The organism is Xanthomonas sp. NCPPB 3200, from assembly GCF_056393585.1.
Map to the genome: position 1 here is coordinate 2,286,124 of NZ_CM150785.1, position 26,063 is coordinate 2,312,186.

The following is a 26,063-nucleotide window of genomic DNA, read 5'->3' on the forward strand; positions in this document are numbered from 1 at the left end:
TTGCCTGGCCTGTCGTAGGAGCGCACCCGGGCGCGACGGGCCGTGCCGGTAAAACCTGTCGCGCCCAGGTGCGCTCCTACGGTGGTGTCGGCGTCTGCGGTGTGTTCCCGGGTTGCCTGGCCTGTCGTAGGAGCGCACCTGGGCGCGACGGGCTGTGCCGGTAACGCCTGTCGCGCCCAGGTGCGCTCCTACCGTGGTGTCGGCGTCCGCGATGTGTTGTCGGATTACCTGGCCTGTCGTAGGAGCGCACCCGGGCGCGACGGGCGGTGCCGGTAACGCCTGTCGCGCCCAGGTGCGCTCCTACGGTGGGGTCGGCGTCTGCGGTGCGTTGTCGGATTGCCTGGCCTGTCGTAGGAGCGCACCCGGGCGCGACGGGTGTGCCGGTAAAGCCTGTCGCGCCCGGGTGCGCTCCTACGGTGGTATCGGCGTCTGCGGTGTGTTCCCGGATTGCCTGACCTGTCGTAGGAGCGCACCCGGGCGCGACGGGGTGTGCCGGTAACGCCTGTCGCGCCCGGGTGCGCCCCACAGGGTGCGTTGGCCGGCGGCCGGTCTCAGCTGATCGTGCCGACCAGCTTCAGGCGCTTGTCTTCGGGCACTTCGCTGTAGGCCAGCACCGACAGGGACGGGACGCTGTGGCGGACCAGGCGGGCCAGGGCGGCGCGGACCTGGCCGGGCACCAGCACGACCGCCGGTTCGTTGCGGGCTTCCTGCTTGCCGACGCAGTCGGCCAGGCTCTGGTGCAGCCGCTCGGCCAGGCCGGGCTCCAGCGCCACGCCGTTGCCGTGGGTGGATTCCTGCAGCACGCGCTCCAGCTGCGGGGCCAGGGTGTAGACCGGCAGCTCGGCCGACATGCCGGCGATTTCCTGCACGATGAAGCGGCCCAGCGAGGTGCGTACCGCGGCGGTGAGGGTGGTCGGGTCCTGGCTGTGCGGGGCGTGTTCGACCAGCGCTTCGACGATCTTGCGCAGCTGGCGCACCGGGATGCGCTCGATCAGCAGGTTCTGCAGCACGCGCACCACCACCGACAACGGCAGCGCCTTCGGGGTGAGGTCTTCGACCATCTTCGGCGCGGTCTTGGCCAGGGTCGCCAGCAACTGCTGCACTTCCTCGTGGCCGAGCAGTTCCGGGGCGTGTTCGCGGATCAGGTGCGATAGATGGGTGGCGACCACGGTGGCCGGGTCGACCACCGTGTAGCCCATCGATTCGGCATAGGCGCGTTGGTGCGGCTGGATCCAGGTGGCGTCCAGGCCGAACGCCGGGTCCTTGCCGGGAATGCCGTCGAGCTGGCCGAGCGCACCGCCCGGGTCCAGCGCCAGTTCGCGATCGGGATAGATTTCCGCAGTGGCCACCGGCACTCCGTGCACCAGCAACCGGTAGGCGTTGGCCGACAGTTCCAGGTTGTCGCGGATATGCACCGGCGGCACCAGGAAGCCGATGTCCTGGGTGAGTTTGCGGCGCACGCCCTTGATGCGCGCCATCAGTTCGCCGCCCTGGTTCTTGTCCACCAGCGGAATCAGCCGGTAGCCCACTTCCAGGCCCAGCGGGTCGATCGGGCGCAGCTCGTCCCAGCTCAGCTCCGAGCTGGCCTGGGCGGCAGTGGCCGCGGCGGCGGCCTTGGGATCGGTGGCCGGGTCGCCGGTCGGCGGGTTGACCAGGCTGCGCTTGTACATTTTCCAGGCGATCACGCCCAGGATCAGGCCCAGCGTCAAAAACGCGACGTTGGGCATGCCCGGCACCAGGCCGACCAGGCCCAGGATGGCCGCAGCCACCGCGAGGGCGCGGTGCTGGCCGAACACCTGGCTGATCATGGCGCCGCGCATGTCCTGCGCGCGCGAGGCGCGGGTCACCAGCAAGGCGACCGAGGACGACACCAGAAGGGCTGGCAGCTGCGCCACCAAACCGTCGCCGATCGACAGCAGGGTGTAGGTGGAGGCGGCATCCACAAAGCTCATGCCGTGCTGGAACATGCCCACCGCCATGCCGCCGACCAGGTTGATGAACAGGATCAGGATGGCGGCGATGGCGTCGCCGCGGATGAACTTGTTGGCACCGTCCATCGCACCGTAGAAGTCGGCTTCCTCGCGGACTTCCTCGCGGCGGGCCTTGGCTTCCTCGCGCGTCAGCAAACCGGCGTTGAGGTCGGCGTCGATGGCCATCTGCTTGCCGGGCATGGCGTCCAGGATGAAGCGCGCGGTCACTTCCGACACGCGTCCGGCACCCTTGGTGATGACCACGAAGTTGATGATGGTCAGGATCGCGAACACCACGATACCCACGGCGTAGTTGCCGCCGATCACGAACTGGCCGAACGCCTCGATCACCTTGCCGGCTGCGGCATGGCCGTCCTGGCCGTTGATCAGGATCACGCGGCTGGAGGCGACGTTCAGCGCCAGCCGCAGCATCGTGGTCATCAGCAGCACGATCGGGAAAATGGTGAATTCCAGCGGGCGCTGCACGTACACCACCGCCAGCAGCACCATCAGCGAGATGGCGATGTTGAAGGTGAACAGCGCATCCAACACCGGCGCGGCCAGCGGCACCATCAGCATGGCCAGCATGGCCATCAGCGCCAGCGGCGCGCCCAGGCCGTTGCGCAGCAACTCCATGATGCGCCGGGCATTCATCGGGGCGGGTTGGGCGCTCATGCGCTGGCTCCCTTGCCAAACTCATCCACGTCCAGCGACGGCAATTCCGGCATCGGGCCGCCGTTCCAGCCACGCAGCTGGTAGACGTAGGACAGCACCTGGGCCACGACCGAATAGAGTCTCACGGGAATTTCCTTGCCGATTTGCGCTTCTCTATACAAGGCGCGTGCCAAAGGCGGGGCGGTGACGATCGCCACGCGGTGCTGTTCGCAGGCTTCGCGGATGCGGAAGGCCATTTCGTCCACGCCCTTGGCCACCACGATCGGGGCGCGCATCTTGCCGCCCTCGTACTTGAGCGCCACCGCGTAGTGGGTCGGATTCATCAGCACCACGTCGGCCTTGGGCACCGCTTCCATCATCTGGCGCTGCGACATCTGCATCTGCATCTGGCGGATGCGGCCCTTGACCTCCGGGCTGCCCTCGCTTTCCTTCATCTCGCGCTTGATCTCTTCGCGGGTCATCTTCAGCTTCCGCAGCCAGTTCCACTTCTGGTAGGGCGCGTCGATGGCGGCCAGCAGCACCAGCGCGCCGGCGGTGTAGAACAGCAGGCTCTTGGTGAAGTCCAGGCCGTTGCCTACCGCCTGTTCCAGCGGCTGGTTCACCAGCGAGCGCAGGCCGTGCAGGCCCTTGGAGATGCACAGGCTGGCGGCCAGGCCGACGAACAGCAGCCGCAGCACCGACTTGATCAGCTCGGCCAGGCTGTTGCTGCCCCACATGCGCTTGATCCCGTTCATCGGGTTGAGCTTGTTGAGGTCGGGCATGATCGCCTTGCCGGAAAAGCGCAGCCCGCTCATCAACAGCGGGCCGGCCAGGCCGGCGGCCAGGCAGATGCCGATCAGTGGCAGCATCACCCACAGCAGCTGCAGCAGCAGGTCGCCGAAATGGCCGAACAGCGCCATCGGGTTTTCACGCATCTTCGGGTCCGGGCTGAGCGCGGTCTTCATCCAGACGCTGGCGCCATCGCCGATGCCGCGGGCCAGGGCCATCAGCGCGAACACGCCGGCACCGAACACCGCGGCGGTGGACAACTCGCGCGATTGCGGGATGTTGCCCTGCTCGCGGGCTTCGCGCAGGCGTTTTTCGGTGGGAAGCTCTGTGCGTTCGCCGCCGTCTTCGGACTCGGACATGGAGGTGCCGGTGACTGGTCAGCCCTGTGTCATGCAAGTGGCGTTCCAGTCGGTGAGGCCGGGGGTGGGGAGTCGGGGTCGGGGGAGAGCTGGCCGAGAGGGGGCCGGCCTGAAAAAGTGGCTGATCGGGGCAGGCGGCGCTGTGGGGCCGCTGGGTTGGATGCGCCTGGCCTGCGCCCCGGGGCGCGGCTGCTCATGCCACCGAGGATTCGGGCTCTTCCGGTTCGATGCGATTGCGGCCATGCCGCTTGGCGCGGTACAGCGCCTCGTCGGCACGCGCCAGCAGCGTGGCGGCGTTGTCACCGTTCCGGAACCAGGCCACGCCGACCGAACAGGTCACCGGCAGGGGCCGGGCGGCACCCACCTCGTACGGTGCCAGGCTGAGCTTTTCGTGGATGGCGCGCAGCCGGTGCTGGCTATGCTGCGACATGCCCGGCAGCAGCAACAGCAGTTCCTCGCCGCCGTAGCGGCCCACCTTGTCCGAGTCGCGCAGGCAGGCGGTCAGGCGCGCGCCGACCTTGGCCAGCACCGCATCGCCGACCAGATGCCCGTGTTCGTCGTTGACCAGCTTGAAGTGGTCCAGATCGATCAGCACCACCGCCAGCGGATGCCCGCCGTGCGCACAGGCCTGCAGTTCTTCGGCCATGGCTTCGAGCACGCCGGAGCGGTTGAGCAGGCCGGTCAGGGCATCGTGGCTGGCCTTCAGGGCCAGTGCTGCGCGCGCGCTTTCCAGATCGCGTTTTTCGTGTTCCAGCTGATAGGTGCGCTCGGCCACCAGTTCGGCCAGCATGCGTTCGCGCGCAACCAGGTGGCGGTGCCGCCAGCGCCACAGGCCGGCCAGCAGCGCGCTGCCGATCAGCACATACAACGCGATCGCCGGCGGGCTGCGCCACCACAGCGGGGCCACCGCAAACGGCAGGTCGGCGATCGGCGAGGCGGTGCGGCGGTAGCGGTCCAGCACCTGCACCTGCAGGCGGAAATGCCCGGAGGGCAGCGGCGCCTGGTCGATCGACAGGTTGTCGCTCTGGATCCATTCGTTGTGCAGGCCGAGCAGGCGGTAACGCACGGTCAGGCGACTCGGGTCGTCGTACACCTCCATCGTGGACAGCTCGATATGCAGCGGCTGGTCGCTCCAGCCCAGCAACTGGCCGCGCTGCACCGGCACGCCGCCACGGCTGACGCTGTCGATGCGCACGCTGGGCTGGCGCGCATCGAACAGCCGCGCCGGGTCCAGCAGATGGCTCACCCCGCGCGAGGTACCGATCCAGATCGACCCATCCGGATCCTCGGCGAAGGCGGCTTCGGAGATGTCGTCCCACAGCAGGCCCTGCGATTGCGACAGATGCGCCCAACGCTCGCCGTCGTAGACCTCCACGCCGCGCGCATGGCCCACCCAGACCCGGCCGAGGCTGTCGCCGCGCATCAGGTAGACGCCGACATCGCGCAGGGCCTCGTCGCTGATCGCCTGCAGATCCAGCCGCTCGCCCAGCAACATGCCGTGCCAGAGACCGGGCCGATAGAACGCCAGCCACACCTCGCCGCTGTCGCTGATGTGGAACTTGCTGATCCACGGGTCCGAGGCGCCGCCATTGACCAGCACCTCGACCCTGGACCAGCGTGCGCCCTGCAGCCGGAACAAGCCGTTGGCGGTGGACACCCACAACGTGCCGTTGGCGGTCTGCTGGATGTCGGTATAGGCGATCGTGGGCATCTCCGGGACCGCTTCCATCGTGCCGCCCTCCAGCGGATGCCGGATCACGAACAGGCCGCCCGCGCTGAGCATCCACATCCGCCCCTGCCGATCGATCAGCAGGCGGCGTGCGGTGCGCGGCAGTTTGGCGATCTGCGCGCTGCGGCCATCGGGCCAGGTGCGGCGCAGTGAACCGGCCGAATTGAGCGTCCACAGGCTGCCATCGGCGCTGCGTTGCATGCCCACGATCTGGATCCCGGAGGCCTGCAGGGCCGGGACGAACCGGCCGCCCGGATCGACCTGGCGGCCGGTGCCGTGTTCGTTGCCGACCAGCAACGCGCCCTGCGCGTCGCGGGCGATCGACCAGGTAGGCGCGGCCGGCATGCCCTGCGAGGCGTCCCAGTTCTCGATCCATTCGTAGCCGGCCCAGCGCACCAGGCCTTCGCCATCGACGGTCATCCAGACATCGCCATCGCGGTCCACCAGGATCGCATCGCTGCTGCCGGGCGGCAGCCCGTTGTCGGCGCCGAAACTGCGCCAGCGGCCGTTCTCCCAGCGCGCCAGCCCGTCGTTGCGACGTACCAGCACGCGTCCTTCGCGGTCCAGCACCAACGGCGCCTGTCGCCCGATGGTTCTGCCATCGAGCAAGGGCAGCGGCCGCACGCTGAATTTGCTGGCGCCCGGCGCGCGATAGAGCAGGTTGCCGGTGCCGCGGACCCACAGTGCGCCGTCGTGATCACGCAATACGCTGTACCAGCGATCTTCCGGCACGCCTTGGTCCGGCCCGTACACCTGCACCTTGCGCTGCGCATCGATGGCGCACAGCCGCTTGGCGCAGCCGGCCCACAAGGTGTCGCCGTCCACCGACAGGCTCAGCACCTTGGACAGCTCGGGCACGCGCACCCGGGTGGCGGTATCCAGCAGCGGCTCGCTGTGCCAGTGGCCGTTGCCGCGTGCGCTCAATCGTTCCAGCGTGCCGCCATTGGCCAGCACCGTGCCCCAGGAGGGACTGGCCAGCAGCATGTCTTCCTGCAGGTGTTCGGCCTCGTCGGGGGCCAGTTTGCGGAAGCCGTGCTCGTCGCCGACGAACAGGGCCTGGAAGCCGGCCACCCACAGCCGCCCGTCGGCGGCTTCGGCCATCGAGGTGATCGGTTCGTTGCGCAGGCCATCCAGCATCACCTGCTGGAAGCTGCGCCCGTGGTAGCGATACAGGCCGCTTTCGGTACACACCCACAGCAGCGTGGCGCGGGTCTGCAGCAGGCAGGTGCCGGCCAGCCCGAGCAAGCCCTGGTCGTGGGCGTAGCGACGAATGCTCGCGCTCTGCGCGCCGGCCAGATCGGCTAGCGACAGCAAGACCAGCAGCAGCACCGCCAAAAACGGTGCACGCCGGCCTGACGACCTGCATTGACGGTACTCAACCCCCACGAGCGTTGCACTCTCCCACGCATCGGCGCGTGTGGTCCGCGCCCCTCGCGCGGGTGTCTCACGCTTGCCATGGGCGGCCCCCATAGCAGGCCGCAGTAAACCGACTAGCGGCTGTTCACGCGTGTTTCTTTAATGCTTAAGCAGGCATGGCGGCGTGAGTGCGCAGCGCGCACGGCCATTGCCGGGCGCGTGTTGTTCCCTGGGCCGGACCCTGTCGCTGCAGGCGCGATCACGCCGATGGCTTGATGCCGGTCGCGCAACGGCTGCATGGCTGCCCGCACGCAGGTGTCGCAGCGGATACGTCTTTCCCGGCGAGGCGTCCGTGGGAGGCTACGTGCCCGGCCGGTTGGCAGATCGCAGCAATGGCGCTGTCCTTCGGCCTGCGTCCAGACGCGGGTTCAGCCGCTGGACGCGGCGTCGTAGCGCACATGGTCGTAATCGATGCGGTTGCGTCCATTGCGCTTGGCGCGATAGAGCGCGGCGTCGGCACGCGCCAGCAGCTGTTCCAGGGTTTCGCCCGGCTGGAACCAGGCCACCCCGACCGAGCAGGTCACCGGCAGTACGCCACCATCGATCGGGTAGTTGCCGCAGATCCCGCGATGCAACGCCTGCAGGCGATGGGTGGACTGGGCACTGAGCCCCGGCAGCAGCGCCAGCAATTCCTCGCCGCCGTAGCGACCGATGCGGTCGTCGCCGCGCACCAGCGTATCCAGGCGCCGGCCGACTTCGGCCAGCACCGCGTCCCCGGCCAGGTGGCCGTGCTGATCGTTGACCAGCTTGAAGTGGTCCAGGTCGATCAACACCACCGCCAGCGGCCGCGCGCTGGTGTCGGCACGCGCCAGCATGCCGCGCAGCGCGTGCAGGATGCCGGCGCGATTGAGCAGCCCGGTCAACTCGTCGTGGGTGGCCTTGAGCGCGAGCTCGGCGCGTGCCGCCTCCAGCTCGCGCTTGTCCTGTTCCAGCTCGGCAGTGCGCTCGGCCACCAGTTGCTCCAGTTCGCGTTTGCGCCGCAGCAGCTTGCGCGTGCGCCAGCGCAGCAGCGCGATCACCGCGGCAATGCCCAGCAGCACGTAGCCGGCCACTGCCGGCACGCCGCGCCACCACGGCGGGCGCAGCACGAAACGCAGCCGTGCGACCGGGCTGGCGCTGCGCTGGTAGGCATCCAGCGCCTGGACTTCCAGCGTGTAGGTGCCGGGCGGCAACAGCGGGTAGGTGAGGTGACTGAGCGAGGTCTGGGTCCAGCGTGCCTGGTGGCCCTCCACCCGGTAGCGGAAGCTGATGCGGTCCGGGCCGCCTTCGGCGCCGGGCGCGCTGACGTCCACATCCAGCGGCACCTGCGACCAGTCGACCTGCGCCCCCGGCGTGATCGCCTGGTTGCCACGCCGCACGCGCAGGATGTCCACGCGCAAGGGCGGTGCGGCGAACACGCGCAACGGATCGATCAGATGGGTGGCACCGCGGCTGCTGCCGAGCCAGATGCTGCCATCCACGTCCTCGAAGAACGCATTGGCCGACATGTCGTCCCACAACAGGCCCTCGGTGCGCGTGGCCCGCGACCAATGGCCGTTTTGCAGCATGTCCAGGCCCTGGCTGCTGCCCAGCCACAGCCGGCCCTCGCGGTCGTGGCGCAGGATGAACGGCATCACCCGCGCCACCAGCGGATCGTCGACCGCGCGCAGCGCCAGCACGCCATCGGCCTGCAGGCGGCCATGCCACAGCCCGGTGTCGCGCAGCGAGATCCACAGCTCGCCATCGGGAGCAAAATCGATCAGGAAGAAATCCTGGCTGGGCAGCACGCCACGCACCTGCACGCGTTGCCAGGCACCGTCTGCCTGCCGCTTGTACAGCCCCTCGCGGGTGCTGGCCCAGAGCCGGCCCTGGGGATCGAGATCGACATCGCCCACGAACGCGGCCGGCACGCCCGGATCGCGGATGGCCTGGTATGGCGCGCCCGGCGGCATGCGATACAGGCCGCGCGGGGTGGTGATCCACAAGGTGCCGGCGGCGTCGAACAACAGCTTGTTGATCGGCAGGCCCAGCTGCAGCACGTCGACGGTCCGGCCGCTGCGCGGATCGCGCCGCGCCAATGCGCCGGACGAGCGTGCCACCCAGGCGGCGCCGTCCGCCGGCGAGAGCGCCAGGGAGATCGACTGCAGCAGCGGCTGGCCGTCGTCCAGCGTCCAGGGCTGCATGCGCCCGCTGCGCGGATCCAGCACATTGGAGCCGGCATCGCCGCCGACCAGCAGCTCGCCGCTGGGCAGGCGCTGGATCATCCAGGTCGGCGCTTCCGCCAGGCCCTGGCTCTCGTCCCAGTGTTCGATGTTGCCGTAGCCCAGCCAGCGCTGCACGCCCAGGCCACGGGTACCGATCCATAGCTGGCCGGTGCGCTGCATCAGCAACGGGCCGACCATCGGGCTGATCGGCAGCCCCTGGTCGTGGCCGAAGTAGCGCCAGTGATCGCCTTCCCAGCGCACCAGGCCGCGATCGGAGCGGGTCAGCAGGCGGCCCTGTGCATCTTCGGACAGGGTGGTGGCGGCCGAGAGCGTGTCGAAGCTGGTGCCTGCCGGCGCCGCATGGTTGCGGAATACACGCTCTCCCGGCGCGCGCGACAGCACCAGGCCGCCGCCGCGCAGCCACAGGGTGTTCTGGTGGTCGCGAAAGATCGCCCGCCACTGCCGCTCCGGCACTCCGTCGGCTTCGCCGAGCAGCTCGGTGCGTCCGTTCTCGTCGATCCTGCAGACGTGCGGCCCGCAGCTGCTCCAGAGTGCCGTGCCATCGGCAAGTAACGCCTTGCCGGCCGGCAAACTGGTGCCATCGGCCAGCTGCAACGGCAGCGGGTGCACCGACCAGCCGCCCGTGTGGTCCGGGGAAAAGCGCAGCAAGGCGTTCTCGCTGACCACCACCATGCCGCCGGCATAGGCAGCCAGCACATTGCCGCTGTCGGCGCGGATCGGTTTGCCGTCGCGCAGCAGCTGCACGAACGCACCGCCGTCGCGCACGAATACGCCGTTGGCGCTGGCTACCCATAACCGTCCTGCGGCATCCAGCGCCAGGGCGCGGATATAGCGCGCATCCAGGCCACTCTCCTGGCCAACCGGGGTGAAGCTCTCGCGCTCGAAGCGGTGCAGGGCCAGCTCGGTGCCCACCCAGACCACGCCCTGGCGGTCTTCGAGCAGGCTGTTGACGGTCATGCCCTGCAGGCCATCGGCCTGGGTGTAGTCGCGGAAGCTGTAGGTCTGCGCCCGCGCGTGGCCGCACGCCAGCAGCACGGCAATCCAAAGACAGCCCCAGGCCCACCAGTGGCCGCGTCGTGACGCAATCGGAGCGAACAGCGCAGACACGTTGGGCATCGGTTCCCGCCGACTTTGGCGTGGGTGAGTGATGGCGATTGGCGGTATCAATCGTCCTGTGGCGTTGACGGCTGACCAGCGAAAAACTTGAGGCAGTTCACAGTTATGGATGTGTCCGCTAGGCAGTCAAATCCCTGGCGGCGTCGAAGGCGGTATCGAACATGCGTTGCACGGGCGGCGCGAATTCGCTGGCGAAGCTGGACAGCAGGAACAGCCCCAGCAACACCGTCAGCGGCAGGCCCAGCTGCATCGGATTCAGCGCCGGCGCGGCCTTGGCCAGCGCGCCGAAGGCCAGGTTGACCGCCAGCATCGCCACCATCATCGGCAGTGCCAGGGTGAGTCCGCCGCGCAGGATCTGCAGGAACAGGGTCGGCGCCACCTCGGCGAAGGCGGCGGCATCGGGAAGCGCGGTGCCGATCGGCAGGGCCTTGTAGCTGTCCACCAACAATGCGATCACCGCCAGGTGTCCGTTGGCCGCGAAGAACAGCAAGCCGAACCCGAGATAAAACCACTGCGCGATCACTCCGGAGGTGACTCCGCGCAGCGGGTCGGACATCTGCGCAAACGACAGGCCGGTGGACTGCGACACCAGTTCGCCGGCCATCGCGCCGGCCTCGAAGATCAGCTTGAGCATGAAGCCCATGCTGGCGCCCACCGCCAGCTCGCGGGCGACGCTGAGCACCGCCTGCGCGGTGAAACCGTCCCAGTCCGGCACCGGCGGCAGCAGCGGCGCCAGCACCATCGACAATGTCCCGGCCAGCATCACCCGCACCCGTCCCGGCACCGCGCGCGTGCCGATCAACGGCATCGCGGTCAGCAGCGCACCGGTGCGCAGCATGGTCCACATGATCGCCCCGACCATCGCAAACGCGCGCTGGCCGTCGATCACCATCTGGGTGGCAGCATCCATCCGGCCGGGTCCGCTAACCGATCAGATGCGGTATGCGCTGGAACAGCGCAATGGTGAACTCCACCAGATGCCCCAGCAGCATGCTGCCGGTGGCAAACAGGGTGGCCGTCAACGCCACCGCCTTGGCCACGAAGGCGATGGTCGGCTCGTTCAACTGGGTGGCGGCCTGCACCACACCGATCACGACACCGACGACCAGCACCGCCAACAACATCGGGCCGGCAATCCACAGGACGGTGACCAGGCCACCACGCAATTCGGTCAGGGCGATTTCAGGGCTCATGGGTGTGGTGATGCAAGTGGGGTGCCAATGGATGGGATTGGGGATTGGGGATTGGGGATTGGGGATTGGGGATTGGGGATTGGGGATTGGGGAATCGGGAATCGGGAATCGGGAATCGGGAATCGGGAATCGGGAATCGGGAATCGGGAATCGGGAATCGGGAATCGGGAATCGGGAATCGGGAATCGGGAATCGGGAATCGGGAGGCTGAATAGGGGGATGAGGTCTGAAGCTGGTGCGACGGTGTGGGCGGACTAAGCTACGGTCTGCAGAAACTCGCCCCTCTCCAGCGGGAGAGGGGTTGGGGTGAGGGTGCGAGGCGAAGCCATGTGTGTTGGATGGTTCCGCTGGGGCATTGCTCAGCTGTGCGCTTCGGCCGCTATCGGCTGCATGGGCTGGCGCGCTTGCTGTCTGCTCTGCGTTTGCTGCCCGACGTCGGGCCCATGCCGAAGCGGCGGGCCGGGTCGGCACGCCGGCAGGGCGGCAGGGCGGCAGGGCGGCAGGGCGGCACGCATGCAGACCTTGCGGCTACGACGCGTTGAAGCTCGCGGCCAATGTGCCCACCACCAGCACCCAGCCATCCACCAGGATGAACAGCAGGATCTTGAACGGCGCCGAGATCAACATCGGCGACAGCATCATCATGCCCATCGACATCAGCACGCTGGCGACCACCAGATCGATGATCACGAACGGGATGAAGATCAGAAAGCCGATCTCGAACGCCGTCTTCAGCTCGCTGGTCACGAACGAGGCCACCAGCACCGGGAACGGCACCGCGTCCGGGCCGGCGTACTTGCCGTCGCCGGCCATGCCGGCGAAGGTCATCAGGTCGGTCTCGCGGATCTGCGCCAGCATGAAGGCACGCAGCGGCTGGGTGGTCAGCGTCCAGGCGGTCTGGAAATCGATCTGGTTGTTGAGGTACGGCGAGAGCCCGGCGCCCCACATCTTCTGCCACACCGGCATCATCACCAGCGCGGTCAAAAACATCGACAGCCCCAGCAGTACCTGGTTGGACGGGGTCTGGCCGGTGCCCAGCGCCTGGCGCAGCAGGCCCAGCACGATGGTGATGCGGGTGAAGGCGGTCAGCACCAGCAGCATCGACGGCAGCAGGGTGATCGCCGTCATCAGCAGCAAGGTCTGCAGCGGCAGGCTCACCGGCTGGTCGCCGATGCGGCCGACGCTGACATTAGGCAATGACGGCAGCTGATTGGCGCCGGCCGGCGCGCTCGCCGGCGCGGCGGCAGGAGCGGCGGCCTGGGCCATGGCCGGCAATGCGGCAGGCGTGGCAGCGGCCAGCAGCGGGCAGCTCATCACCAGCAGGATCAGCACCAGGCGGAGGCTGCGCCCCCAGCGATTCCAACGACTCAACATGTCACGGGTCCTTGCGCAGCTTCTGTGCCAGCAGCTGGGCGAAATTGGGAAGTTGCTTGAAGTTGGGCAGGGTGGGGGCGGGCGCGGGCGGCAGCGGTTCGGACAGGGTGTGCAAGGTGTTGATGCCGCCGGCGGTGACGCCGAGCAGCAACTGCTGGCCGTTCACCTCCACCACCACCACGCGTTCCTTGGCACCCACCGCCAGGCTGGTCACCACCCGCAGGCCCTCGGTACTGCGGAAACCGCTGCCGGGCATGCGCTTGAGCAACCAGCCCAGGCCGACGATCAGCGCCAGCACCAGCAGCAATGCAAACACCGCGCCAAACAGGCTGGGCGAGGACGGTGCCTGCGCGCCGACCTGGGTGGCCTTGGCCGCGACCGGCGCGGCAGCGGCCAGCAGGCCGATCACCGCAGCCTCCGGATCCGTTCGCTGGGGCTGACCACGTCGGTCAGGCGGATGCCGAAGCGGTCGTTGATGACGACCACTTCGCCATGCGCGATCAAGGTGCCGTTGACGTACACGTCCAGCGGCTCGCCGGCGCCGCGCTCCAGTTCCACCACCGAGCCCTGGTTGAGCTGCAGCAGGTTGCGGATCGGGATGCGCGCGCGGCCCACTTCCAGCGACAGCGTCACCGGCACGTCCAGGATGACGTCCAGGTTGAGGTCGGTGGCATTCTGGTCGTGCTCGGCCTGCAGGCTGTCGAAGGTGGCAGGCGCGGCGTCGAGGATGTCGGAGTTGATCATTTGCTGGAGTCCTGGGAGGGAACGGCGCGTGGGGCTTGCACGCCGGGCGGGCGTACGGCGGTGATCTTGACGGCGTTGTTGCCATTGGAAACGCCGAATTCGCCGGTGAACAACGGAATGTCTTCCACGCACAGCGGCACCTGTGCGGGCAGGTCGATCGGCAGGATGTCGCCGATCTTCAGGCCGGTGAGCTGGCGCAAGCTCATACGCTTGCTGGCCAGCACGCTGGACAGGGTCACCTCGGCGGTATCCAGCTGCTCGCGCAGCATCACGTTCCAGGAGTCGTCGCGGTCGTTGCGGTCGCTCTGGATGCCGGCATCGAGCAGTTCGCGGATCGGCTCCAGCATCGAATACGGCAGGGTGATGTGGATCTCGCCGCCGCCGCCTTCCAGTTCGACATGGAAGCGGCACACCACCACGTACTCGCGCGGGGTGACGATGTTGGCGAAGTGCGGGTTGATCTCCGAGTTGATGTACTCGAAATCCACTTCCATCACCGGCGCCCAGGCTTCCTTGAGGTCGGCGAAGGTCTGCTTGAGCATCAGCTGCACCACGCGCATCTCGGTGGCGGTGAATTCGCGACCTTCGATACGGGTGTGGTAGCGGCCGTCCCCACCGAAGAAGTTGTCCACCACGGTGAATACCAGCGTGGGTTCGAACACGATCAGGCCGGTGCCGCGCAGCGGCTTGAAGCGGATCAGGTTGAGGTTGGTGGGCACATACAGCGAGTGCATGTACTCGTTGAACTTGACCAGGTCGATGCCGCGCACCGACAGGTCGGCCGAGCGCCGGATCAGGTTGAACAGGCCGATGCGCCACAGCCGCGCGAAGCGCTCGTTGACCATCTCCAGGGTCGGCATGCGGCCACGGATGATGCGGTCCTGGCTGGACAGGTCGTACTGGCGCGCCTCGCCGGGCAGCGGCTCCGGCTCGGTGTTGACCGCACCCGAATCCACGCCATGCAGCAGGGCATCGATTTCGTCCTGGGAAAGCAGATCGCTGACGCTCATGGGGCAGGCCTTACTGGGTGACGAAACTGGTGAACAGCAGTTCTTCGACGCACTTCTTGCCGGTCTCGCTGGTCATGACCTTCTGCGCTTCGGCCAGGGCTGCCTTCTGCAGCTTCTGCTTGCCGACCAGGTCGGCCACATCGGTGGCCTTGACCTGCGACAGCAGCATCAGCAGATGCGCGCGGATGGCCGGGGCGTTTTCGGTGATCAGCTTGAGGTCTTCCGGGTCGCGGGTGACCAGCTGCACTTCGACCTGCAGGTACTGCGGGCCGTCGCCGGGGTCGGCCAGGTTGACCACGATCGCCGGATCCATCGGGAAGTACTGCGCCGGCTTGGGCACCTCGGCCACCTTGGGCGCGGCGTGCTTGCCGTCTTTCTCCTCGCCCTTGTGGCCGAAGAAGAACCAGGCGCCACCACCGGCAGCGGCCAGCACCACGACCCCGACGGCGATCAGCAGAAGTTTCTTGCCGCCCTTCTTCTTGTCGCCCTTGTCGTCTTTGTCTTCGGTCTTCTTGGGTTTTTCCGCGGCTGCCACAGTCTGCTCCAGGGGGAATGCTCACCCAGTGGATGCAATTGGCATGCCAATCCGGCGACGGTTTCCTGGCGCGCGTGCAGCTTCAACGGGAAAACCCCCGCAGGCCTTGCGCTGCGAGGGTCGTGGGGTGCCGCACGAGCTTGCCGGCACCCAGGTTTCGGCCGCGCCGGGGCGCGCCCGGCGCGCACGCTCAGGCGTAAGCGTCCAGCAATCCACGCTGGCGTAACACCACCGACGGAATTCCGACGGGCGGGCTGTCGTCCAGGCTGAGGCCAGTGCCGTCGCTGCTGCCGCCGTTGCGGTTGCCGGACTGGCTCTGCTGTTGCTGGCCGACATCGGCCTGGCCGAGCTGGAAGCCGTTCTGGCCGAGCATGTCGCGCAGGCGCGGCAGGCTCTGCTCCAGCGCCTGGCGCACGTCGGCATTGGCGGAGCTGAAGCTGGCATTGACCTTGTCGCCCTCCAGATGCAGCCGCACCTCGACCGGGCCCATCTCGTTCGGGGTCACCTTGATGTGGGCATGGCCGATCTTCTGGTCGGCCAGCCAGCTCAGGCGCGCGCCGATGGCGTCGTCGAAGGTGTCGCTGCCCATCTCCGGGGTCGGCGTGGGCGAGGCGCTGAACACCGGCGCCGGGTCCTGCAAGCGGCCGAGTGCGGCCGCCGTGGTGGTCGGCAGCACGAATGCCGGGGCGTCCGGCGCGGCCGGGCCGGCGCTGTCGTCGGTGCCCGGGTCCAGCGCCTTGGTCGCCATGCTCATCAGCGCGGCCGCCTGGGCGTCGCCGCTCAAGGCGGTGACGGAGGTGGGCTTGGCGCCTGCGGCGGCAGCCGGTGCCAACGCGCCCAACGAGGGCAGGGCGGTGCCGGCGGTCGCGGGTGCGGTGGGTGCGGCCGCGTCGGTCGGCAGCGCGGTTGCCGCCGGCGTGGCGCCGGCCGCAGCGGTCACCCCGGCAGCCAGTGCCGCAGCCGCGGCCGCCAGCACATCGCCGCCGGGCAGCGCCTGCGCCAGCAGGCCCATGCCGAAGCCGCCCAGGCCCGGCGGTGGCCAGCCGGTGTCGGTGGCGGTGGCTGCGTCGGCCGGCGCGTCTTCGCCGTTGCTCGCCGTCTTGCCGCCCTTGCCGGCCTTTGCGGTGGTGGCAGCACTACTACCGTCGGCGGCAGACGACTCCTTGGCGGTGCCGGACTTGGCAGCCTTGGCATCGCCATCCTGCGCGCGCGGGCGTGCGGTGGCATCGCCCGGCGCGTCGTCGCCGTGGTCGTCGTCGCTGCGCTGCCTGTCGGACTGGTTGGGCTTGGGCGCAGCCTGCTTGGCCGGCACGCGCTCGGGCGCCTGCGGCGGGGCCTGGTTCGGCGTGTTGGCCGGGTTGAGCATGCGCGCGAACTGGTCCTGGCCAGCGTCCGGCTCGGACGAGGGATCGCTGTAGCTGGATTTCTTGCCGGTGCCGGCGAGTGCGCCGAGGCCGGCGGCAAAAGCGGACAAGGGGTTCATGCGGATTCTCCGTGGGTATCTTCGCTGCGGGCCAGGCGCGAACGACGCGCGCCGAGGTCGTCCATCTCACGCTGGTCGCGGCGTTCGATCACCTTGTTCTCCTGCGCGCGGTAGCTGGCGGCCAGTTGCTCCAGTACCTGTTTCTCGCGGCTGGCCAGCAGCAGCCGGGTGCGCTCGGCTTCCACCTTGTTGCGGTTGGTTTCCACGGTCTGGGCCTGTTGCAGCACGGCGCTGTCGAGCCGGTCCAGGAAGGCGCGGCGGTTGCTCAGCGCCACGGCGCTGGTGCCGGCCATGTGGCTGTTGGCGTATTCCTCGGCGTAGCGGCGCAGTTCGTCCAGGCGTGACTGGTGGGTGTCCAGGGCGCGCTGACGCTCGGCCAGGTCGCGCGCGACCTTGTCTTCCTGTTCCTGGGCGCGGCGCAGAAGGGGGTCGATCCGTTTGGATTGCATCATGGATTAATTCTCCGGTTCCACCAGCTGCTGCAGCGCGGACAGGCTGTCGCTCAGAACCGACGCCTTGTGCACATCCTGGCCAAGGAATTCGACGATCTCCGGCCAGCGCGCCAGGGCTTCGTCGGTGGCCGGGTCGCTGCCGCGCTGGTAGGCGCCGATGGCGATCAGGTCGCGGTTGGCGGTGTAGGCGGACAGCAACCGCTTGAGTTTGCGGATGCGCAGGCGCCAGGTGTCGTCGGCGATGTCCTGCACCACGCGGCTGACCGAGGATTCCAGGTCGATGGCCGGATACAGGCCGCTGTCGGCAACCCGACGCGACAGCAGGATATGGCCGTCCAGGATGGCGCGTGCGGCGTCGGCGATGGGGTCCTGCGGGTCGTCGCCCTCGGTCAGCACGGTGTAGAAGGCGGTGATCGAGCCGCGTCCCTTGGCGCCGTTGCCGGCGCGTTCCACCAGCGCCGGCAATTTGGCGAACACCGACGGCGGGTAGCCGCGGGTGGTTGGCGGCTCGCCGACCGACAGGCCGATCTCGCGCTGCGCCTGGGCGAAACGGGTCAGCGAATCCATCAGCAACAACACGTTCAGGCCCTGGTCGCGGAACCATTCGGCGATGGCGGTGGCGCGGTAGGCGCCATGCAGGCGCGCCAACGGCGGCCGGTCGGCCGGGGCGGCCACCACCACGGCGCGACGCAGGCCTTCCTCGCCCAGCGTGGTTTCGACGAAGTCGCGCACTTCGCGGCCACGTTCGCCGATCAGCCCGACCACGATGACGTCGGCCGAGGTGAAGCGGGTCATCATGCCGAGCAGCGTCGATTTACCGACACCGGAGCCGGCGAACAGGCCCACACGCTGGCCGCGGCCGATCGGCAGCATGGCGTTGATGGCGCGCACGCCCACGTCCAGCGAGGTGGTGATGGGTTCGCGCGCCAGCGGGTTGATCGACACGCCGGCCATGCTGACGCTGCCTTCGCCGCGGATCGGGCCCTTGCCGTCGAGCGGGGTGCCGTCGCTGTCGATGACGCGGCCGAGCAGGCCTTCGCCCACTTCCACGCCGCCGCGACGCCGCGAGGGCACCACGCGGGCGTTCGGCAGCAGGCCATGCAGTTCGGCGCTGGGCATCAGGTAGGTGCGTTCGCCGGCGAAGCCGACCACTTCGGCATCGACCCAGCCGCCGTCGACTTCGACCTTGCAGGTGGCGCCCATCGGTGCCTCGCAGCCGGTGGCTTCCAGGGTCAGGCCGACTGCGCGGCGCAGGATGCCTTCGCGGATCAGGGTGCGGCCGGCGCTCGGTTCCAGCCCGAGCCCGCTCAGGCGGGTGGCCAGGCGCAGGTTGCGCGCGTCCAGCCAGTCGGCCGGGGTGGCGCCCAGCAGGGCGCTCACAGGCCCGCTCCGGATTTGCGCATGACCCTCTCCAGCGCGGCCCGCAGGCGCGCGTCCAAGGTGCCGTCCACGCGCACGCTCTCGGCGTGCACGCGCAGGTCGCCGCGGCTCAGGCTCAGGTCCGGGGCCACGCGGGTGGTGCTGCTGGGCGCCAGATGCGGCAGCAGCGCGGTGATGTCGTCCGGATGCAGGCGCACTTCCACCTCGCGGCCGGCGCCACCGACCGCATCGATGGCCTCCTGCACCAGCTCGGCCAGCAGCTGCGGGTCGGCCTGGTAGGCACGCCCGACCAGCGAGCCGGCGATGCGCACGGCCAGCTCGCCGAGCGCGCCGACCACTTCGTTCTCCAGCCGCGCCAGCGGGCGGGTAAAGTTGTCCAGGATGCCGTCGATCTGCGCGGTCAGGCGGCGCACTTCGGACTGGCCCTGGGCAAAGCCTTCGGCATGGCCGCGCGCGAAGCCTTCCTGCTGGGCGGCGTCTTCGATCGCCTGGATCTCTTCCAGGGTCGGCGGACGCAGCACCGGCTCGAGCACGGCCGGCTCGTCGTACTCCGGCGCCGGCGGGGCCGGCTCCAGGTGCAGGTCGGGGGCCAGCCAGCGGGTGACGATGTCGTTCATACCATCGCCTCCGCACCGGCGCCGCCGAGGCTGATGGCGCCTTCGTCAGCCAGGCGGCGGACGATGGTGAGGATTTCCTTCTGCGCCGCTTCCACGTCGGCCAGGCGCACCGGGCCGCGCGCTTCCATATCCTCGAGCAGGATCTCGGCGGCGCGCTGGGACATGTTGCGGGTGATCTTCTCGCGCACCTTGACGTCGGCACCGCGCAGGGCCAGGCCCAGGCGCTCGCCGGAGACCTCGCGCAGCAGCGTCTGCAGGCCGCGGTCGTCCAGGTCCACCAGGTTGTCGAACACGAACATCAGGTCCTGGATCTTGCCGGCCAGGTCGGCGTCGATCTTGCCGATCTCGCCCAGCACGCCCTGGTCGGCGCCGGTGTCGAGGAAGTTGAGGATGTTGGCGGCCACCTTGATGCCACCCACATTGGACGACTTGAGGTTCTGGTTGCCGGAAAACTGGCGCTCCATGATGTCGTTGAGCTCGCTCAGCGCATTGGGCGGGATGCCGTCCAGGGTGGCGATGCGCAGCAGCACGTCGGCGCGGGTGCGCTCGGGCAGCAGCTTCAGGGCCTCTGCAGCCTGGTCGCTGTCCAGATGCGCCATGACGATGGCGATGATCTGCGGGTGCTCGTTGCGCACCAGGTCGGCCACCGCGCGCGGGTCCATCCACTTCAGGGTGTCCAGGCCGGTGGTGTTGCGGCCGAGCAGGATGCGGTCGATCAGGCCACCGGCCTTGTCGGCGCCCAGTGCCTGGATCAGCACGTTGCGGATGTAGTCGTCGGCGCCCACGCCCAGCGAGGTCTTGCCGGCCAGTTCGCCGTTGAAGTCGTCCATCACCTTCTCGACCTGATCGCGCGAGATGCCGGTCATGGTGGCCATGGCGATGCCGATCTTCTGCACCTCCTTGGGGTCCATGTGCTTGAGCACTTCGGCGGCGTCGCTTTCCCCAAGCGACAGCAGCAGCACGGCGGCGCGCTGTACGCCGGTCATCGGTGGTGTATCAGGCTTCACTGGCGACCCATCCCTTCACGACTTGTGCGACACGTTTTGAATCGGCTTTGACTGCTTCGCGTGCAAGACGCATGCGTTCTTCGTAGGCGTCCGGCAGCGCGATCGGGTTCTTGCGGTCCTGACCGAGCTGGGCGGTGTCCTCTTCCAGGCGCGGCATCAGGTCGTCATCGTCGACCATCCGCACGTCGGCGCTCTGCGGAGTGCCATCGTTGCCGCCCTTGGCCTGCTTTTCCTTGATTGCGGTCACGCCGGTGAGCTGGCGCAGGGTGGGGCGCACCACGCCGAACAGCAGCGCCAGCACCACCACCGCACCGACCAGCAGGCGCAGACCGTTCTGCACGCGCGGGTCTTCCCACCACTTCGGACCTTCCTCGCCGGCCACCACTTCGCGCACGAACGGGGCATTCATCACCGACACCGTGTCACCGCGGGCCGCGTCGAAGCCCACCGCCTGCTTGACCAGGCCCTCGATGCGGGTGAGCTCGGCGGCCGTCAGCGGCTGCTCGACCATCTTGCCCTTGGCACCGGGGCGCGGGACGTTGTCCAGCAGCACCGCCACCGACACCCGCTTGATGCGGCCGGCCGGCTGGCGGGTGTGTTGCAAGGTCCGGTCCAATTCGTAATTGCGGGTGGCGCTCTTGGAACTTTCGGTCGGCGCGGCCGGTGCGGCGGCCTGGCCGTTGGCAGCGGCCGGGGTGCCCGGTGCGCCGGCAGTGGCGTTTGCGGCTGGCGCCGGCGGCTGGCCGGGGCTGTTGCTGGTGGCGCCCGGGGGGCCCTGCGGGCCGGTGGCGCTGGTGCTGGTGTCGCTGACCTGTTCGCTGCGCAGCTTGGCCGGTTCGCCGTTGTAGAGCTCGCGGGCTTCCTCGACCACCGAGAAGTCCATGTCCACGCTGACTTCCGGGTTGACCCGGCCCGGGCCGGTCATCGGCTCGAGCAGCTCGCGGATACGCTGGTTGTAGGAGCTTTCCTGGCGACGCACCTGTTCGAACTGGGCGGCATGCTGGGCGGCGTCGCTGTTGGGATCGGCGATGGAGAGCATGCGGCCGCTCTGGTCGACCACGGTGACGCGCTCGGGGGTCATGTCCGGGATGCTGGAGGCGACCAGGTTGACGATGGCATCGACCTGGTTGCGCTCCAGGCCCTGGCCGCCGCGCAGCTCCAGCACCACCGAGGCGCTGGCCACGTCACGCTGGCGGGTGAAGGCGCTGGGCTTGGGAATGGCCAGATGCACACGGGCCTCGCGCACCGGGCGCAGGGTGCCGATGGTGCGCGACAACTCGGTTTCCAGGGCGTGCTGGTAGCGGGCGTTTTCGACGAACTGGCTGACGCCGAAGCCGGGGTCCTTTTCCATCAGCTCGAAGCCGCCGCCGGTTTCCTTGCCGGTCAGGCCGGAGCCGGCCAGCTTCAGGCGGGCGTCGTACAGACGGTCCTGCGGCACCGAGATGGCGCCGGTGTCCTGGTCGATCTTGAACGGGATCTGCGCGGTGCGCAGCAGGTCGGCCGCTTCGGCATTGCCCTTGTCGTCCAGGCCGGTGTACAGCGACTGGTAACCGGGCTTCTGCGACCAGAAGAACACTGCCAGACCCGCCGCCACCGCCACGGCGATCATCGCCATCATGGTCAGCTTGCGGGTGATCTGCAGGCTGCGGACACGGTCGAACCATTGCCCCGCCTTTTCGGCGTTCTGGTTCATGTTTTCTTTGGTGATCGCGAGAGCCATGTGTCGTCAACCCTTACAGCGGCATGTTCATGACGTCCTGGTAAGCCTGGACGAGACGGTTGCGGACTTCCACGGTGGCGCGGAAAGCCACCTGGGACTGCTGGGAGGCGACCATGACCCGTGCCAGATCGGCACTGGGGTCGCCCATTTCAAAGGCCTTGGCCAGCGCGCCGGACTTCTGCTGGGCCTCGTTGACGCCGCCGATGGCGCCGCGCAAGGTCTCGCTGAAGCTCGGTGCCTGGGTGGCCGGTGTTCCCTGCGTGCCGGCCAGCCCCTGGATCTGATTGCCGCGCGCCGCATCGCCCACCGCGCCCATCGGGCCTTGGCCCATCTGCGTCTGGTAGCTGCGGATCTGCGAGAGGATGGAGGTAACGGAGTCGCTCATGGGTGCGGTCAGCCAGGGAGGCATCCACACCAATGCAAGCGGCGTGCCGAAACTGCGCCGGGATTCCGGCGCCGGGGGCGGGGAGGGGCTTTAAGTCAGCCGCGGATGGATCCGGCGCTGGGGGATGGCCCAGGAGTATTGGGTGCAGAGCGTCTGATCTGCGGCTTGGCTGCAGGGCCCTTGCCCGCCCACCATCGCAGGACACGCCGCAAGGACGTCCGCGTAGGCGCTTACGCGGCGCTGCGTAAGGTCTCGCGACGGTGGGCGGACAAGGACCAGGCGAGACGGCAGTGCATGCACCCGCGGCCTCGATCGACTAATCCGGCAACCACGCCTCACGCCAGCGATCAAAATTGCGTCCGGTGAGCATCCAGTCGCGGCGCACCACGTCACGCAACGCCGCGCCCTTTGCCGCCGAAGCGGCCGGGTCGGCCAGATGCTCGCGGATCGCGCCGATCCAGTCGCGGTAGCGGTTTTTCACCAGGGTCACCGGCAGGTTGCCCTGGTAGCAGCGCACATCGCTGGCGATCACCGGGTAGCCGCAGGCGCCGTATTCGAGCAGGCGCAGATTGCTCTTGCACTCGTTGAACAGGTTCTGTTCCACCGGCGCCAGCGCCAGGTCCAGATCCAGCGCCGCCAGTGCGGCCGGGTAATAATCGATCGGCACGCCAGGCTGGAACTGATGGATGTGCTGGCGCAACGCGAACGGGTACATCCCCATGAACACCCATTCGACCTCGTCGGCCAGCTCGCGCACCACATCGGCGATCAGTTCCAGGTCGCCGGTGTGACTGACGCCGCCGGCCCAGCCGATGCGTGGCTTGCCGCCCTGGCGTTGCTTGCGTTCGCTGCGTGCGGGCAGGTGCTCCCACCAATGCGGCGGCAGGCGGTTTTCGGCCACGCGGATGTCGCCATGCAGCCCGGCGAACGCCTCGGCCAGGGCGGGGGTGGACACCACGAAGCGGTCCACCATGCCCAGCCCGCGCCGCACTGTCTTGAGGATGTCCTTGGGCATGTGCTCGCGATGCGCGTTCTTCAGCGGCAGGTTGGGCAGGTAGTCGTCCAGCTCGTAGACCTTGAACGCACGCGACAGCGCCTGCATGCGCCGCATCGCTTCCAGTCGCGGCTCGCCGACCTGGCGTTGCAGGATCACCACGTCGGGATCCTGGCGCGCCAGCTCGCTGATCTCCAGATAGCCGTTGAACAGCACGCCTTCGACCATGCCGGCTTCGCGCAGGGCGCGCAGCGGCTGGATTACCCGGTAGTGGCCGCAGCCTTCGGTATCGGCGGGGAGGGCGATCATCGTCGGCAGCGGTCGCCACGACTGCAGTGGCCGCCAACTGGCGCGCGGGTCGGCCAGCTGGAAGCCGGCGCCGGGATCCAGCGAGAAGCCCGGGTTGTAGGCCGGGTCGTTGGCCATCACCGGCAGCCAACGCGCATACATCGCTTCTTCGTCGAGTGCAGTGGCGGGTGGCGCGTCGGGTGGGTCGATCAGCAGCTGCGCGCGTGCGGCGTAGACATTGAGATAGCCGGCCTGCTGCAGGCGCAGACACAGGTCGACGTCGCTCCATTGCGCCAATGCCGGTTCCTGCGCAAAGCCGCCGGCGTCCAGGAACAGCTGGCGCGGCAGCATCAGGCATTCGCCACTGAGCGCGCTGTAGTTCTGATCCAGCTGCAGGCGCTGCAGATAACCCGATTCGTCGAACGCCGCACCTGCGAAGGCGCGCGCCGCTGGTGCCCCCAGGCCCAGCAGCAGGCCGGCGTGATGCACGGTGCCGTCGCCGCGCAGCAGCTTGCCGGCCACCGCGCCGACCTCCGGGCGCAGCGCGTGGTTGAGCAACTGCGCCAGCCAATCGGCCTTGATCGCTGCGGCGCCGGCCGCCAACCACAGCAGCACCTCCCCACGTGCCTGTTCGGCTGCCGCATTGCAGGCTGCCTCGCGCGAGGGCGCACCGTCGAAGCGCAGCACGCGGATCTGCTGCAGGCCGAGGTTGTCGATGCCCGCCAGCCAGTCGCGCAACGCGGGCTCGGCGCTGTCGCCGCGATCCAGCAACAGCAGCTCGTAGTGCGGATAGCCGGTGTTGGCGAGCACGCTTTCCAGGCAGCGCTGCACCTGCGCCAGGCGTCCATCCACCAGCACCAGGATGCTGACCAATGGTTGCTGTGCATGACGGTAATCCACCGTGTGTCGGCCGGGGCCGTTGCTGCTCACCACCGCGTCCACGTACTCGCGCGCTGCAAGATGGCGGCTGATGGCGCGCTGCTCGTCTTCGTCGCCATGCCGCGTGGTGGCCGATGCCACCAGCAAGGGTTCGGCGATGCGCTGGATGCAAGCCAGGCCGTAACGCTCGACCAGCCCAAGCTGGTAATCCAGTTCGAAGGCGTCGCTCGTTTCGGTTGCAAAGCCGCCATCGGCCACTAGCGTCTGGTGCCGGAACAGCCAATGCCGCGACATCGTCGACGGTGAACTGAGCAACATGTCGAGATACAGCGCCGGCCGCATTGCCAGCCCCAGCTGACCGCCGTCCAGCGCGACCACTTCATCGGCGTAGATGGCCTGACACGTGTCCGGCAGCGCGAGCATCTCCAGTGCCAGCATCAGCAGGCCACTGGCGGTGAATAGGCTGCCGGCCTGGACCAGCAGCACCCAGTCGGTGGACTGTTGCGTGGCGATGGTCCGATTGAGCGCGGGCACCAAGCCGTCCGGACCGATCAGCACACCGCGCTCGCCGTGCTCGGCGGCCTGCTGCGGCGAACTGCTGATCACCCAGGTCTGCTGGTTCCGATAACAAGCCACTGCCGCCAGGCTGGCCTGGGTTGCGGCCACCGCCGCCGCATCGCCGTCGCTGTCGACCACTATCACTGCGATCCGCGGGCCGCCCGCATGCGCCTGCAAACGTGCATCGATCAAGGCGCGCTGCACGGTGCTGGGATGACGCACCCCCAACCAGGTGGCCGGCGACACGCGCTCGGCCATTCCTGAGCTCTGCATCAAGGCGTTGACCAGATCCACCGACTTGAACACCCGCGCCTTGTGCGGGCTAAGCGGGGCGACACGCACCTGGCGGTTGTCGCCGCCCTCGCGCCGCCAGCCGAGTTGGCGGATGCCCTGGCGCAGGTCGTCGTGACCTTGATCGCCGATACCGGGCTGATCGCGGCCGGCCTGACTGAACTGCGCGCTGGACACGCGGAACTGCGTGAGCGGGCTGGACAGCAAGGCCAGGTTACCGTGACGCAGCAGTTTGACGTAGATCGCCAGGTCGCCAACCCAGTGGATGGCCTTGCCGTTCAACATCATCAGCTCGCCACCCAGCGCCACCAGGTCGGCGCGCCGTGCAAGCACGCAACTCGGCTCGCCGATGAAGTTGATGGCGTGGTCGGCCAGGAACGACACCAGCTCCGGCCCGTCGATCAGCACATCCTCGGCAAACGGGAAGCTGGTGGCCAGGATGTCCGGCAACGGCGCACCGTCGTCGTCGATCCGCAGCCGGCGCGAGGACGCCAGCGCGGTGCCGGGGTTGCGCTCCATTGCGCCGACCAGCTGCGCGACGCAGTCCGGCTGCAGCACGTCGTCGTCGTGCAGGAACTTGACGTACTCGCCCTGCGCCAGGCCGATCCCCTTGACCGTGCTGCCGAGTTCGCCGAGGCGGGGGGTATTGCGGTGGTAGCGGATCGGAAATGGGGCGTCAGCCAGCCTCGACGCCAGCACGGCCTCGATGGCGCCATCGGCGTTGTCGTCGCAGATCACCAGCTCCAGCGCCGTGTAAGTCTGCGCCAGCACGCTGTCCAGCGCCTGCGCGAAATAGCGTGGCTTGTAGGTCGGCATGACGATGCTGACCAGGGCGTTGGACGTCATCGGCGATCGATTGTCTTGAACAGTCAAAGGTGCATCCACGGCGCAGCAGCGGGGGGAGGGAAGAGGGCCT

The 26,063-nt window shown here is 68.4% G+C and carries 19 protein-coding genes; all 19 read right to left on the reverse strand.

Annotated features, from left to right (window positions below):
* Positions 1 to 551 precede the first annotated feature (551 nt).
* Positions 552 to 2,624 (reverse strand): flagellar biosynthesis protein FlhA, encoded by a 2,073-nt coding sequence (flhA, locus tag AC06DU_RS09975; RefSeq protein ID WP_478204406.1) that lies wholly within the window; start codon positions 2,622 to 2,624, stop codon positions 552 to 554.
* A gap of 17 nt (positions 2,625 to 2,641) precedes the next feature.
* Positions 2,642 to 3,772 (reverse strand): flagellar biosynthesis protein FlhB, encoded by a 1,131-nt coding sequence (gene flhB, locus AC06DU_RS09980; RefSeq protein ID WP_046342540.1) that lies wholly within the window; start codon positions 3,770 to 3,772, stop codon positions 2,642 to 2,644.
* A gap of 193 nt (positions 3,773 to 3,965) precedes the next feature.
* A complete protein-coding gene (locus tag AC06DU_RS09985; protein WP_478204281.1) occupies positions 3,966 to 6,887 on the reverse strand; it encodes a ligand-binding sensor domain-containing diguanylate cyclase in 2,922 nt (973 codons plus the stop codon).
* Between the two features lie 398 nt (positions 6,888 to 7,285).
* Positions 7,286 to 10,237, reverse strand: coding sequence for a diguanylate cyclase (locus tag AC06DU_RS09990; protein WP_478204282.1), 2,952 nt, complete (start codon positions 10,235 to 10,237; stop codon positions 7,286 to 7,288).
* 118 nt (positions 10,238 to 10,355) lie between these two features.
* Positions 10,356 to 11,147 carry a flagellar biosynthetic protein FliR gene (fliR, locus tag AC06DU_RS09995; RefSeq protein WP_024937668.1) on the reverse strand — a complete coding sequence of 264 codons (792 nt, stop codon included), beginning with the start codon at positions 11,145 to 11,147 and terminating at the stop codon, positions 10,356 to 10,358.
* Between the two features lie 13 nt (positions 11,148 to 11,160).
* Positions 11,161 to 11,430 (reverse strand): flagellar biosynthetic protein FliQ, encoded by a 270-nt coding sequence (locus AC06DU_RS10000; RefSeq protein ID WP_005917968.1) that lies wholly within the window; start codon positions 11,428 to 11,430, stop codon positions 11,161 to 11,163.
* Positions 11,431 to 11,958: 528 nt separating this feature from the next.
* Entirely contained in the window at positions 11,959 to 12,804 is an 846-nt protein-coding gene (gene fliP, locus AC06DU_RS10005; RefSeq protein ID WP_104533352.1) for a flagellar type III secretion system pore protein FliP, read from the reverse strand.
* 1 nt (position 12,805) lies between these two features.
* The gene (gene fliO, locus AC06DU_RS10010) at positions 12,806 to 13,213 is read right to left on the reverse strand and encodes a flagellar biosynthetic protein FliO (protein WP_104555046.1); all 408 of its coding nucleotides are present in this window, start codon (positions 13,211 to 13,213) and stop codon (positions 12,806 to 12,808) included.
* Positions 13,210 to 13,548: a flagellar motor switch protein FliN gene (gene fliN, locus AC06DU_RS10015; protein ID WP_016904992.1), complete on the reverse strand. Its 339-nt coding sequence runs from the start codon at positions 13,546 to 13,548 to the stop codon at positions 13,210 to 13,212. Before fliN ends, fliO begins: the two co-directional genes overlap by 4 nt.
* A complete protein-coding gene (fliM, locus tag AC06DU_RS10020; RefSeq protein ID WP_016904991.1) occupies positions 13,545 to 14,558 on the reverse strand; it encodes a flagellar motor switch protein FliM in 1,014 nt (337 codons plus the stop codon). Before fliM ends, fliN begins: the two co-directional genes overlap by 4 nt.
* 10 nt (positions 14,559 to 14,568) lie before the next feature.
* Positions 14,569 to 15,093, reverse strand: a complete 525-nt coding sequence (locus tag AC06DU_RS10025) for a flagellar basal body-associated FliL family protein (RefSeq protein WP_016904990.1) — start codon at positions 15,091 to 15,093, stop codon at positions 14,569 to 14,571.
* A gap of 190 nt (positions 15,094 to 15,283) precedes the next feature.
* Positions 15,284 to 16,576: a flagellar hook-length control protein FliK gene (locus AC06DU_RS10030; protein ID WP_478204283.1), complete on the reverse strand. Its 1,293-nt coding sequence runs from the start codon at positions 16,574 to 16,576 to the stop codon at positions 15,284 to 15,286.
* Positions 16,573 to 17,028, reverse strand: coding sequence for a flagellar export protein FliJ (gene fliJ, locus AC06DU_RS10035; protein ID WP_104622651.1), 456 nt, complete (start codon positions 17,026 to 17,028; stop codon positions 16,573 to 16,575). The genes AC06DU_RS10030 and fliJ overlap by 4 nt, the downstream gene beginning before the upstream one ends.
* Positions 17,029 to 17,031: 3 nt before the next feature.
* Positions 17,032 to 18,408 (reverse strand): flagellar protein export ATPase FliI, encoded by a 1,377-nt coding sequence (gene fliI / locus AC06DU_RS10040; RefSeq protein WP_046342558.1) that lies wholly within the window; start codon positions 18,406 to 18,408, stop codon positions 17,032 to 17,034.
* Positions 18,405 to 19,025: a FliH/SctL family protein gene (locus tag AC06DU_RS10045; protein WP_478204285.1), complete on the reverse strand. Its 621-nt coding sequence runs from the start codon at positions 19,023 to 19,025 to the stop codon at positions 18,405 to 18,407. Before AC06DU_RS10045 ends, fliI begins: the two co-directional genes overlap by 4 nt.
* Positions 19,022 to 20,011, reverse strand: coding sequence for a flagellar motor switch protein FliG (gene fliG / locus AC06DU_RS10050; protein ID WP_024939590.1), 990 nt, complete (start codon positions 20,009 to 20,011; stop codon positions 19,022 to 19,024). The genes AC06DU_RS10045 and fliG overlap by 4 nt, the downstream gene beginning before the upstream one ends.
* A 10-nt stretch (positions 20,012 to 20,021) precedes the next feature.
* A complete protein-coding gene (fliF, locus tag AC06DU_RS10055) occupies positions 20,022 to 21,752 on the reverse strand; it encodes a flagellar basal-body MS-ring/collar protein FliF (protein ID WP_478204286.1) in 1,731 nt (576 codons plus the stop codon).
* A 13-nt stretch (positions 21,753 to 21,765) separates the two neighbouring features.
* Positions 21,766 to 22,137, reverse strand: coding sequence for a flagellar hook-basal body complex protein FliE (fliE, locus tag AC06DU_RS10060; RefSeq protein ID WP_006449786.1), 372 nt, complete (start codon positions 22,135 to 22,137; stop codon positions 21,766 to 21,768).
* A 316-nt stretch (positions 22,138 to 22,453) separates the two neighbouring features.
* On the reverse strand, positions 22,454 to 25,963 hold the full coding sequence (locus tag AC06DU_RS10065) for a glycosyltransferase (RefSeq protein ID WP_478204408.1): 3,510 nt from the start codon (positions 25,961 to 25,963) through the stop codon (positions 22,454 to 22,456).
* Between the last annotated feature and the right edge of the window lie 100 nt (positions 25,964 to 26,063).